The organism is Myxococcaceae bacterium JPH2 (assembly GCA_016458225.1).
In the GTDB taxonomy this organism is placed as follows: Bacteria; Myxococcota; Myxococcia; order Myxococcales; family Myxococcaceae; genus Citreicoccus.
Window position 1 is genome coordinate 264,021 of the sequence record JAEMGR010000009.1, and the last position, 12,234, is coordinate 276,254.

Sequence of the window (12,234 nt, forward strand, 5' to 3'; positions counted from 1 at the left end):
GCTCAGCGCGCCGGAGCGCGCGAGCCCATGCGCTGGCGGATCTCCTCCTCCAGCGTCTGCACGACCTCGGAGAGAGGCAGCGCGCTGGAGTCCACGCGCACCGCGTCGTCCGCGGCCTTCAGCGGCGCCACCGTGCGCGCGGAGTCCGCGGCATCGCGCCGCGTCTGATCCGACAGCACATCCTCCAGGCTGCTCTCCACGCCCTTCTCGAAGAGTTCCTCGAAGCGGCGACGCGCGCGCACATCCGGGTTGGCTTCCAGGAAGAACTTGGCGTCAGCGTCCGGGAACACCACCGTCCCGATGTCGCGCCCCTCGAGGATGGCGCCCACCTGGGCCTCCAGCGCCAGGCGACGCTGGAGCTGCAAGAGCCCCGCGCGCACCACGGGCCGGCTGGACACCTGCGACGCCCCCATGGAGACCTCCGGCGTGCGGATCTCCCCGGAGACGTCCTGGCCACCCAGGAACACGTGGTTCTCTTCGCCCTGCACCTGGAAGTGGATGCGCACGCGTGAGAGCAGGGCCTCCAGGCCCGCGTCGTCGTCGAACGCCAGCCCCTCGCGACGGGCCATCAGCGCCACGCAGCGATAGATGGCCCCTGTGTCGACGAGCGCGAAGCCCAGCCGACGCGCCAGGATCTTCGACACCGTCGACTTGCCCGCGCCCGCGGGCCCATCGATGGCGACGATGAATGGCCGCCCGCTCAAGACAGGCTCTCCCGCAGCGCCTTCACGCACCGCTCGTTCTCCGCTGGCGTGCCCACGCTGATCCGCAGACACGTGGGGAAGCCGTTGCCCGCCATGGGGCGCACGATGACGCCCCGGCGCAGGAGCTGCTCGTACAGCTCGAGCGCCGGCCGGTGGAAGTCCGCGAACACGAAGTTGGCGTGGCTGCGCGTCAGGGTGATGCCCAGCGGCGGCAGCTCCTTCTCGAAGTAGCGCAGGCCCGCGAGGTTGTTCTCGCGCGTGCGCCGCACGTGCTCGGTGTCGCCCAGCGCGGCGATGCCGCCCGCCTGCGCCACCACCGTGAGGTTGAACGGCATGCGCGTGCGCTGGACGTACGTGGCCAGCCCCGCGTCCATCACGCCGAAGCCCAGCCGCACCCCCGCGAGCCCGTAGATCTTGCTGAAGGTCCGCAGCGCCACGAGGTTGCGATGGCGCGGGAACAACTCCACCGCGCTCACATAGTCGGGCCAATCCACGAACTCGGCGTAGGCCTCGTCATGGATGACGAGCACCTCCGGCGGCACCGCGGCCAGGAAGTCCTCCAGGGCCTTGCGCCCGAAGGCGGTGCCCGTGGGGTTGTCCGGGTTGGCCAGGAACACCATGCGCGTGCGCGGCGTAATCGCGCGCGCCATGGCCTCCAGGTCATACGCGTAGCCCGCGCGCATCGGCACCTCGACGAACGGGCGACCGTGCGCCTGCGCGGAGATGCGGTACGCGGGGAACGAGCTCTGGCACAGGAGGACCTCGTCCTCCGGCGTGGTGAAGGTGCGCAGCAGCAGCTCGATGAGCTCGTTGGAGCCACACCCCAGGACGACCTCCTCGGGCTTCACGCCCACGTGCGCGGCCAGCTGGCGCACGAGGTGGAAGCTGGTGGCATCCGGGTACAGGTGCACGGCCTGCGAGGCCGCCCGCATGGCCTCCACGGCGCGAGGCGAGGGCCCCAGCGGATTCTCGTTGGAGGCCAGCTTGATGACGCCCTTCAGGCCGTACTCGCGCTCCGTCTCCTCGATGGGCTTGCCGGGCACATAGGGCTTGAGCGTCTCGACGTACGGAGGAACCAGCGGTCGCATGCGGCTCCCTTCAACGGCCCGAGAACACGCCGAACGCGCGGAACTTGTTGTAGCGATCGCGCACGAGCTCATCGGGCGACATGCCAGACAGCTGGCCCAGGTGCTTGCGCAGCGCCTTGCCCAGCGCCTCCGCGGCCTTGGGGGGATCGCGATGCGCGCCGCCCGCCGGCTCCTGGATGACCTCGTCGATGACCTTCAGCTCCAGCAGGTCCTTCGCCGTCAGCTTCAGCGCGTCCGCGGCCTTGGAGGCCTTGCTCGCGTCGCGGAAGAGGATGGAGGCGCAGCCCTCGGGGCTGATGACGGAGTAGATGCTGTTCTGCATCATCAGCACGCGGTTGCCCACGCCGATGGCCAGCGCTCCACCCGAGCCACCCTCGCCCAGCACGGTCGAGATGATGGGCACCTTCAGCCGGCTCATCACCTCCAGGTTCACGGCGATGGCCTCGGCCTGGCCGCGCTCCTCCGCGCCGATGCCCGGATAGGCACCCATCGTGTCCACGAAGGTGAAGATGGGCTTCTCGAAGCGCTCCGCCAGCTCCATCAGCCGCAGCGCCTTGCGGTAGCCCTCGGGACGGGGCATGCCGAAGTTGCGCGACATGTTCTCCTTCGTCGTGCGCCCCTTCTGGTGACCGATGACCATGACCGGCTTGCCGTCGAAGCGCGCGAACCCGCCGATGAGCGACGAGTCCTCTCCGAAGCGACGGTCACCGCTCAGCTCGAAGTAGTCGGTGAACAGGTGCTGGACGTAGTCCAGGAAGAACGGCCGCGCGCTGTGGCGGGCCAGCTGCACCACCTGCCAGCGAGACAAGTCACTGAAGATTTCCGTCTGCAGCTTCTTCGCCTTCTTCTCCAGCTTCGAGATCTCCGAAGAGAAGTCCACGGAGCCGCTGGTGGAGAGGGCCTTCAGCTCATCGATCTTCTTCTCGAGTTCGATGAGAGGGCGTTCGAAGTCGAGCGCGTAGCCTGTACCGGTTGCCATGCGCGCGGAACTAGCACCCCCGTCAGGGCCATGACAACGCGCAAGCCGTTACGCACCGCGTAGTTTCCCGCCGGGAAAGCCCCGGGGAAGGTCCAGCCGCCAACGGCCCGCGGCCCCCGGGCGCCCGCTGGATGACGGGACGCGCACGCTTCAAGCGGCCCTCCCGTGCGAGCCCCTTGGCGCTCAGGAGCGGGGTGCCCACCCTGCGCATCGGGAGGCATCGGCGGTGGAAAGACTCTCGAGACACCACTGGGGACTCGTGGGAATCCTCGCGGCGAGCCCGCTCGTCCTCGCCTTCCTGCTGGGCGCCAGCGAGCCCGCGCTCCTGGGGCCCGTCCTGCGCACGACGGTCGGGGGGCTGAGCTGGGTCCTCGCCGAGCTGCTCGGGCTCGTGGGCGGCGCGCTCTTCGCCGTCATCCTCGGGGCGATGCAGCCCGCCGCCGCGCTCCTCCCGCCCGCGCGCCGCGTGGTGGGCACCGTCGTTGGCGCGCTCGCGCCCGTCGCGCTGTGCATTGTCCCGGCCGTGGCGATCCTCCTGGGCGGGCCCACCTGCGCCACGGTCCTGGGGCAGCGGCGCACGGCCTCGGCGTGGGGACCGCTCTCGGCGGTGGCCTCGGAGCTGCTCATCCAGGCGCGGGAGCGGATGCCCCCGGGCCTGCCATCGCTCCCAATGGGCCCTCGCCCCGCGTGGTGAGCGCGAGCCCTAGGAGACGGATCAGGCGGCCTTGATCTTCGCCGCGGGCGCGGACAGCGCGTACCACGCGGTGCGGAAGGCCTTCAGCTCGCGAAGGCCCGCCGGATGACGGCCGAGCGCCGGAGCCATGGTCACCGGCAGGCCAATCTTCTTCTCCATGGCCTTGGCCGCGTTCAGCTCCAGCTTGCGCCGGTTCTCGCACTTGTCGCACGTGGACTTGGGGCCCACGCGGTTGACGAGCACCCGCTCGACCTGGAGTTTGCGCTCCTTGAGGTACTCCACCAGCCGCTCGGTCCGCGACGCAGCCAGGTCCTCGCCACGCGTGACGACCACGAAGCGCGACTCGCTGGGCGACGCCAGGGCGTCCTCGAAGCGCTTGACGTGCTTGAGCATGGCCGCGACGTCCTCGGCCAGCTCCCCGAGCCCCTTGGCCCGGTGCTTGTGGAGAATGCCGTGCAGCGCCCCCAGCCACGACTTGAGGGTGTCCGCCAGCTCCACCACCCGCACCACGCTCACCACCGGCGCCGAGTCCACCACGATGCGCTTGAAGCGCTCCTGCACCAGCGCGTCCGTCAGGCACGAGAGCGCCGCCAGCTCGTCGATGTTCGGCGGCGCGCACTCCAGCAGGTTGCGCAGGTAGAGCAGATCCGCCGGCACGTCATTGCCGGCCTTGGGCGCGCCCTCGAAGGCCTTCTCCGCCTTCTCCTTCACGCGCTTGCGCAAGGCATTGAACCAGCCCGCCATGTCCAGCTCGCGCGCGTACAGGCCCTTGGTGCCCTTCACCTGCGTCTCGGTGTCGGTCAGCCGGCTCTGCAGCACGTCCGACAGCGAGTGCGCGGGGTCCGTGGAGATGAGGAGCACCGGCCCCTCCTTCTCCGTCAGCGTCACGGCGGCGGCGGCGGCGCACGAGCTCTTGCCCACGCCTCCCTGCCCCACGAAGAAGATGAGCCGCGTGGGCGGCAGCGGCGGCGCCGCGATGGGCGGCATGGACGGCGCGCGCACGAGCGCGGGCGGCCCCTCGGCGGCCGAGAACTCCAGCGCCTTGGTCTCCTTGCCCGTCGCCCACACGCCGGCGAACTCCTTCAGCCCATCCAGCCCGCGCGGAGCCACTTCACGCCGGCCCAGCAGGTTCACCGGCACCAGCTTGTCCAGCGCCTGGTACTTGCGCACGTGCGGCGCCTGGAGCCCACGGCGCCCCTGACATGCGGGGCAGCCCACGTGGTCCTCCACCTGGTTGACCAGGATCTCCGTCAGCGGCAGGCCCCGCTCGCGCAGCTGCGTGAAGTACATCCGCGTCTGCGCCTCGGGCACCGGCTCCGCCAGCGCGACCAGGTGGAAGGCGGTGCGGGCCGGATCCTTCACCAGCGCCAGCAGCTTCTCCACCCGCGCGCCCACCTGCTCCAGGAAGCCACCCGCGGCGGCGTCCTTGTCCTTCTTGCCCTTGCCTCCGGAGGCCGTCTGCGCGCGATCCGTGCCCACCTTCACGAGGCCCAGGAACTTGCGAACGTGACCCGGCAGGTCGAGCAGCCGCAGCGTGTGGCTGGTGGGCGCCGTGTCCACGACGATGCGGTCGAACTCCTCCGCCTCCACCAGCTCCAGCACCTGGAAGAAGGCCACCAGTTCCTCCAGCCCCGGCACCGCCTGCTGGTACAGCTTGGCCATCTCCTCGTCGCTCAGGTGCGTGCCCTTGACCGCGGCCTTCTGCAGCGCGGGCAGGTAATCCGCCAGGAAGGGCTTGAGCAGCGCGGGCGGGTTGATCTCCATCCCCCACAGCCCGCCTTCGCCCTTGCCCGCCTGGAGCTTCGTGGGCTTGGCCGGCAACTTCTTCTTCACGAGATCCGAGAGCGACTGCACCGGATCCATCGAGACGACCAGCACCTTCTGCTTGGGCGCGCCTTCGGAGAGCCTCAACGCGTACGCTGCCGCGAGCGTGGTCTTACCCACCCCGCCCTTGCCTCCGAAGAAGTGAAGAACTCGCGCGTCGCTCATTGCGTTGTGGCCTTCCTTGTGCCCCCCCGGCGGCACCCCAGATGCTCACTCCTGGACGGCCGCGAACACTGCGGCGGAGTCGCCCGGTGTGAACCTGTCCGGCCGGGCCCTCCCCAACGGGTGGGAGAGAGGCGGAGGATCCCCCGTCCAGAGGGCAAAAGTCAAGAATTGACGCGGGTTTCGGGCCCGCTCGGCGGGTTGCGACAGGCTTTGCGCCCGCGCTTCAGTGCCCCCCGGGCAACCGCACCAAGGGCGCGGAATCCGGGCCCCTTTTCCTACCCATGAGGTCAGCGGGCGAGCAGGCTGCTGGCGCCGATCGGGCCATCGCCACCCTGCCCTCCCAGCCCCCCGCCTCCGCCACCCGGAGTGGACTGGGCGCGGGCCTCGGCCGCATAGCGATTGAGCTTGTTGTAGAGCGTCTTCTCACTGACGCCGAGCACCTCGGCGGTGCGAGCCTTGTTGTTCCCGTTCCGTTGCAAGCTGCCGAGGATGTACTCGCGCTCCACGGCGTCCAAAGACAGTCCGTAGGGCAGGCGGAAGGTGTGGCGCTCCGGGCTCTTGCCCGCCATGTCGGGAGGCAGGTGCTCGCGGGTGATGAGCTCCCCGTCGCAGAGGATGACCGCGCGCTCCACGGCGTTGCGCAGCTCGCGGATGTTGCCCGGCCAGTCGTAGTTCTTCAGGACCTCCATGGCCTCCGGGTGCATGCCCGTGACGCGCTTGGCCGAGTCCCCGCGGAACTTGTCCACGAAGTGCTGCACGAGGATGGGCACGTCGTCGCGGCGATCCCTCAGCGGCGGCAGGTGGATCTGAAACACGTTGAGACGGAAGTAGAGGTCCTCGCGGAAGCGCTGGTTCTTGATCTCCTGCTTGAGGTCGCGGTTGGTGGCGCACAGCACGCGCACGTCCACTTCAATCTCCACCTTGCCCCCCAGGCGCCGCAGCCGCCCTTCCTCCAGCACGCGCAGGAGCTTGGCCTGCAGGTCGATGGGGATCTCGCCCAGCTCGTCGAGGAAGAGCGTGCCACCGTGGGCCAGCTCGAACACGCCGGGCCGGCGCTGATCCGCGCCGGTGAAGGCGCCGCGCTCGTGGCCGAAGATTTCCGATTCGATCAGCGTGGCGGGGATGGAGGCGCAGTTGATGGCGATGAAAGGCTTGTCGCGTCGCAGCGACAGGTTGTGGACCGCGCGGGCCACCACCTCCTTGCCCGTGCCGGACTCGCCGCTGATGGACACGCTCGCCTTGGAGGGCGCCACCTTCTCCACCAGCTCGATGACCTTGCGCATGCCCGCCGACTGGGCAATGAGGTCCGACGAGCCGAGCTGCTTGAGGCGCCGCCGCAGCGTCTGCACCTCGCGCATGGTCTCCTTCTTCTCCAGCGCGCGATCGATGCAGACCTTCAGCCGCGCGGTGTCCAGCGGCTTGACGATGAAGTCATACGCGCCCTCGCGGATGGCCTCGACGGCCGCGTCGATGGTCCCGCGTCCCGTGAGGAACACCACCGGACAGTCGGGCAGCTCTTCCTTGAGGTTGCGCAAGAGCCAGAGGCCATCCGTCTCGGGCATGAAGAGATCCGACAGGACGACGTCCGGCCGGAACTCACCCGCCTTGCGCAAGGCATCGTGGCCGTCGAAGGCCGTCTCGACCTTGTGGCCCCAGGTGCCCAGCATCTCCGCCAGCGCCTCACAGGTGTCGCGTTCGTCATCCACCGCCAGGATTCGTGCGCTGCCCAAGATGAAGACCTCCACAGCGTGAGACGTGATGACGCCAACCCGCGGCCAGTGCCCGGAAGACTCAGGCGCGCGGAAAGAACAGCCGGCACAAGCCGGCCCGCAGCTCCAGCTCCAGGCCCAGCTGGGCCGCGCGCAGTCGCAGCGCGGCTTCCGTATCCGCCGCCACGCTCCCCGCCGCCGCTCCTCCGGTGTCCTCCACCTCCAGCACCGCCCGCGCATCCTCCGAGCGCACACCCATGCGCAGCCCGCTGCCCGGCGCCGAGCGGTGAATGGCGCGGGTCAGCATTTGAATCAGGAAGAAGCCCAGCTCGCTCGTGTCCGCCAGGCGCACGCGAACGTCCGCCTCGATGGACACCTGCACCTGCAAGCGGCGCCGGCGGCTCTCGTGTCCCAGCACGTCGAGCGCGCGCTGCGCGGCCTCGGACAGCGGCGCCTCCCCGGACGGACCGGCGCCTCGGAACACGATGAAGTCCGAGAACATCTTCAACATCCCATCCACGCGCTGGATCTGCTCGCGCATGGCCCGCAGGTTCTTGTCCTGCGACGGAGGCACCTGGCCCGAGTCCCCCTTGAGCTTCTCGGTGAGGACCTCCAGATGGATGGCCAGCGCGTTCAGCGGATTGCGAACGTCGTGCAGCAGGCTGTCCATCAGCGCGGGCACCGCCGCGTAGCGGGCCGCCCCCACCACCGGGTCCGCGGACTCCTGAACGGAGGGCGCACTGCTGGTCGCGACCATCGGTGTAACCAACGGGAACTCCTCGGGTTTTTCCGTCTTCCCTGCACCCACACCCCTGCGGAGCGTGGATTTAGGGAGCGGGATCCGCAACGTCAACCCTGGGGCGGTAATTCTTGCCGGAAACGGCAAATTCCCGTGTTGGAACAGCCACTTGCGTGGGTTCCCGAGTGTCGCTCAGCCAACGCTACCGCGGTCCGAGCGGATCATCCCGCGCCGAACTGTCACCCAGTGGACGCGGTAGCGGCGGACGGGGGTCGGGCGGCCTCGCCCAGGCCCACCAGCTCCAAGCCGATGCGCGCCGCGTGCTCGAAGATGCGGGGGTCCCGGTAGAACTCCGCGTACACGATGCGCGAGCAGCCGCTGTTGGCGATGAGCTTGAAGCACGGCCAGCAGGGGCTCGCCGTCGTGTAGATGGTCGCGCCGTCGATGCCCACGCCGTTCTTCGCGGCCTGGATGATGGCGTTGGCCTCGGCATGGACGGTGGCCACGCAGTGGCCGTTCTCCATCATGTGCCCCACGTCATCGCAGTGAGGCAGCCCGCGGATGGAGCCGTTGTAGCCCGTGGACAGGATGGTCTTGTCCCGCACGATGACCGCGCCCACGTGCTTGCGATCGCACGTGGCGCGAGTGGCCACCTGCCGGGCGATGTCCATGAAGTACTGATCCCACGAGCCGCGTCCGGACATGCCCTGCCCTCCTGAAAGGCCTCGGATGTACCCCGCCGTGCGGGAGTGTCCAGTTCTCCCCGCGCCTCAGCGATGCGCGGTGGGCTGCGAGCCGGAGCCCTCACCTGGAGCGAGCAAGCGACCGAAGCCCTTGGCCTCCAGGAAGCCGCGCACCTTGGCGGTGGGCGCGGCGAACGTCTCGCCCGGCATGGGCACATCGAAGCTGTAGGCCTGCTCGGCGACCTCGAAGCCCACCTGCGCGGTGCGGTAGCCCTCGACGATGGCCAACAGCCGCCCTGTCTCCAGGCTGAAGATGCCGCCGCCCGAGGCGCCATAGCCAATGGGCGCGTCCGTCTTCAGCATGCGAGGGCGCTTCGTCTCCGCGTCCCACTCCACCTGCGACACCATGCCGCCCGAGATGGACAGCGCGCGGCCATAGGGCGAGGCCGCCACCACCACGTCCTCACCGGGCTCCAACTCGTCGTCGTCCGCCAGCGCCACCGCGGGCAGCGCCACACCCGACACGCGCAAGAGCGCGAGGTCCAACGCGGGCACCTCACCCGAGGCCACGACCTCGGCCGGATACTCGGTGGCATCACCGCGACCATCGATGACGATCTTCAGCGCGGGGGCCTTCAGGTCGCTCGTCACCACCGCATGTGCGTTCGTCAGCACGAAGCTGGCCACGCCCTTCTCCGTGCGCTCGGTGCCCACCACGACGCCCGAGGCGGTGCGCCGAGCCTCGCCCCCGTCCGTCGCAATGAGCCGCACGTTGTGGGGAAGGATTCTCCGCACCATCTCCTTGCGCGAGGGCCGGGCACTCACGAGCGTCGAGGGCGGCCCCGCCTCCTCCACGGGCAAGCGCGCGACGCGCGAGGCCGAGGCACACGACACGGAGAACACCAGCACGCTGCCGCCCAGCACGAACCGCTTCATCGAGACTCCGGAAGGGAGAAAGCCGAGGAACCTTCCCTCGACATCCGTGGGACCTCCCATCATCCCGACCGCGTCTGGAATGAACAGCAGGCGGGCACCGGGCCCCCACCCGCCCGCCTGGGGGGCGCGGCTCAGCCGTAGCGCTTGCGCATGAGGAACAGGATGGCGTCCTTGGCGCAGTGCTCGCAGTACCCGTAGCGCTCGCCCATCGTCTTGAGCGTCTCCTGGACCTGAGACTGCTCGCGCCCGGAGAGCTGTCCTCGGTCCTCGGAGAGGTACTTGAGGACGTTCTCCTTGTTCTTGCGCAGCACGCGCTTGCGCTCCTCGAAGTAGTGGTCGCGCAGGCGCTTGAACATGTCCGGGAAGATGCGCGGGTAGTCCATGAGCGCATCCGGATTGTCCAGGCGGTGCGCGCCGATGGACGCGATGAGCCCGCGCCGGAACTCGTGCGGGTCCTCGCCCCGAGGCATCACGATGGCCTCGAGCTCGGCCATGCGCTGCTCGTCCGGTTGCTCCATGGCACCTGTCACCCGGTTGCGCATCTTCTCGTTGCGCACCCAGTGACTCACCTGCTGGATGTAGCGCTCGACCAGCTCGCGGTACTGCCCCTCGGACACGAGCCCCATTGAGTCGCGGACCTCGGCGTCCACGCGGTCCAGGTACTCGGTCTCCACCACGCGCACGAAGGCCTCGTGGTCGTGGTAGCTGTCGACGACCTCCTGGAGGAGGTACTCGTAGACGCTCTTGTCCTTGCAGATGGCGTGCAGCTCCTCGAGCACCGCCAGCGCGTTGAGGCACTTGTAGTCAGGGCTCTGCGCGGCGTTGAAGAGCGCCGTCTTGATCTCTCTCGCGCTCGCGCCCGCGCGCCCCTCGTAGTTGGGATAGGCCTCCGACTCTTCGTAGAGGTCCGCGCGCAGCTTGCGCAGCTCCTTCGTGTTCGCGGAGCTGAGCCGGTCCGGCGCCGCGCCCTCCTGGTAGATGTGCAGCTTCTCCGGGGGCGTCAGGTGGTCGATGAGCTCCTTGACGTCCTGGGGGTAGCGGTCCGGGATGGGCTTCTTGAGGCGCGTGAGCGTGGCCCACATCGCGGCCACCTCGGTGGCGTGCGGGGCCACGTGCTTGCCCACCGTGGTGGAGGTGATCTGCGCGTCGTAGATCTCCTGCTCGACCTTGTAGCGGCGCAGGTACGGCACGCGCACCAGCTCGATGCGGCCCTTGAACGAGGCGAAGTCCGGCAGCTCCTTGAAGGCGCCCAGGTGCTTCTCGTTGGACGAGGCGATGAGCACCTCGTCGAGTTGGAGGACGAACGGCTCCAGCGGCACCTCGCCCGTCTCGCTGAAGCCGAGCAGATACTTGAAGGCCTCCAAGGGTCGCTTGAGCAGGTCGGAGTACTCGATGAGCCCCCGGTTGGCGTGCACGAGCGGGCCATGGGGCTCGAACAGCACGGTGCTGTGCAGGGCCGAGGGGACGTTGAGCTGCGTGCGGTCCGCGGTGATCTGCTGCACCATGGCGTCCACGCTCATCTGCGGCTCCACCGTCACGGTGCCGAGCTGGTAGCGCCGCGAGACATAGAAGCGCTCCACCTGGACGTGGCGCATCACCTTGAGCCAGTCGCCGTTGTAGGAGTTGAGCAGCGCGGTGTAGATGCGCCGGCACTTGGCGCACAGCTCTCCGTCGCGCACGTAGTCGGAGAGGATGAAGTCGCCGTTCTGGCCGTCGCCCATGCCCTTCTTCTTGAGGGCGCCCTCCAACATGCGGCGCCGCTCGGTGGGCGGCACGGCGAAGAGGGGGTGGTCCTTGAGCTCGCAGGGCATGCGCAGCTCGATGGACTCGGCATCCAGGTGGGCAAAGGAGGACACGTCGCTTTCGGACGCGGCGGCCGCGCGCTCGCCGAACCCGATGGAGCCCTTGATCAGCTTCTCCGAGGGGAACACCCACGCGATGCGATAGAGCGCGCCCTGCGGCAGCCGCGAGTACACCTCCATCCCATCCTTCAGCGCGTTGACGAGGGTGGACTTGGCGCTGCCGTTGGGGCCGTGCAGGAGGATGAGCTTGTTGATGCGCCCGGCGCGCACGAAGTTGCCCAGCACGCGGTAGATGGCGTTCTGGACCTCCTCCTGGCCGGCGACCCGCACGTCGCGCTCGCTGCCCGGCGCGTCAAAGACCTTGAAGCGACGGATGGTGCCGGTGGGATGTGGCACCTGTTCGGTGCCGAAGTGGTCCATCACGTCCCGCAGGAACTGCGCCGCGTTGCGCGCCTGGCTGCGCGGGTCGCTGAAGAAGAGCGTGAGGTACTCCTCGAAGGACAGGATGGACCGGTTCTTGACGAAGTCGGCACTCACCTGCGTGCCCACCTCCTGCAGATAGCCCTTCGCTTCCACGGCGGCTCCCCTCTGTGCTCGGGTCAGTCCGTTCGAGTCGGAACACATCACGCTCGCGAGTCCCGCCCGAGGGTCCAACTTTCCTCTGGGTGCGCTGGATGTCCAGCGCCCCCAGCCGCTTGTGTTCGCAGGCGGCGGTCGCTCCCCCGCCTCATACCCAACGGGCCACCCGCAGACCGACCCTACCCGCCGGGGCTCCAGGCAGCACTCCCAGAGCGGGCCTCGCCTTCGAACCCGCCCGGCCACCAGCCCATCGCCCCGAGCGGAAAGTTCCCCACCTCGCGGGCATGACACCGCGCAGCCGACTCGCGCGACCGGGTCGGGTGAGCTACGTT

The 12,234-nt window shown here is 69.0% G+C and carries 10 protein-coding genes; 1 reads left to right on the forward strand and 9 read right to left on the reverse strand.

Translation table 11 applies throughout. The features are described from left to right. Window positions 1-2: 2 nt before the first annotated feature. From JGU66_16360 to JGU66_16370, 3 genes are read right to left on the reverse strand one after another with little or no spacing between them, the layout of a single operon-like run. Complete coding sequence (locus JGU66_16360; GenBank protein ID MBJ6762344.1) at window positions 3-704, reverse strand: (d)CMP kinase; 702 nt, start codon at window positions 702-704, stop codon at window positions 3-5. Continuing rightward, entirely contained in the window at window positions 701-1,792 is a 1,092-nt protein-coding gene (locus JGU66_16365; GenBank protein MBJ6762345.1) for a histidinol-phosphate transaminase, read from the reverse strand. Before JGU66_16365 ends, JGU66_16360 begins: the two co-directional genes overlap by 4 nt. A gap of 10 nt (window positions 1,793-1,802) precedes the next feature. Continuing rightward, the gene (locus JGU66_16370) at window positions 1,803-2,771 is read right to left on the reverse strand and encodes an acetyl-CoA carboxylase carboxyltransferase subunit alpha (GenBank protein ID MBJ6762346.1); all 969 of its coding nucleotides are present in this window, start codon (window positions 2,769-2,771) and stop codon (window positions 1,803-1,805) included. A gap of 226 nt (window positions 2,772-2,997) precedes the next feature. Between JGU66_16370 and JGU66_16375 the strand changes: the two genes are divergently transcribed. Further along, the gene (locus JGU66_16375; GenBank protein MBJ6762347.1) at window positions 2,998-3,465 is read left to right on the forward strand and encodes a hypothetical protein; all 468 of its coding nucleotides are present in this window, start codon (window positions 2,998-3,000) and stop codon (window positions 3,463-3,465) included. A gap of 21 nt (window positions 3,466-3,486) precedes the next feature. On the opposite strand, the gene JGU66_16380 is transcribed toward JGU66_16375, so the two are convergent. From JGU66_16380 to JGU66_16405, 6 genes are all read right to left on the reverse strand, one after another. Beyond that, window positions 3,487-5,454, reverse strand: a complete 1,968-nt coding sequence (locus JGU66_16380) for an ArsA family ATPase (protein ID MBJ6762348.1) — start codon at window positions 5,452-5,454, stop codon at window positions 3,487-3,489. 287 nt (window positions 5,455-5,741) lie between these two features. Beyond that, window positions 5,742-7,184 carry a sigma-54-dependent Fis family transcriptional regulator gene (locus JGU66_16385; GenBank protein MBJ6762349.1) on the reverse strand — a complete coding sequence of 481 codons (1,443 nt, stop codon included), beginning with the start codon at window positions 7,182-7,184 and terminating at the stop codon, window positions 5,742-5,744. Between the two features lie 61 nt (window positions 7,185-7,245). Then, the gene (locus JGU66_16390) at window positions 7,246-7,920 is read right to left on the reverse strand and encodes a HAMP domain-containing histidine kinase (protein MBJ6762350.1); all 675 of its coding nucleotides are present in this window, start codon (window positions 7,918-7,920) and stop codon (window positions 7,246-7,248) included. A 221-nt stretch (window positions 7,921-8,141) separates the two neighbouring features. Further along, window positions 8,142-8,606, reverse strand: a complete 465-nt coding sequence (locus tag JGU66_16395; GenBank protein ID MBJ6762351.1) for a cytidine/deoxycytidylate deaminase family protein — start codon at window positions 8,604-8,606, stop codon at window positions 8,142-8,144. Between the two features lie 66 nt (window positions 8,607-8,672). Continuing rightward, window positions 8,673-9,521: a trypsin-like peptidase domain-containing protein gene (locus JGU66_16400; GenBank protein MBJ6762352.1), complete on the reverse strand. Its 849-nt coding sequence runs from the start codon at window positions 9,519-9,521 to the stop codon at window positions 8,673-8,675. A gap of 131 nt (window positions 9,522-9,652) precedes the next feature. Then, complete coding sequence (locus JGU66_16405) at window positions 9,653-11,899, reverse strand: serine protein kinase PrkA (protein ID MBJ6762353.1); 2,247 nt, start codon at window positions 11,897-11,899, stop codon at window positions 9,653-9,655. Between the last annotated feature and the right edge of the window lie 335 nt (window positions 11,900-12,234).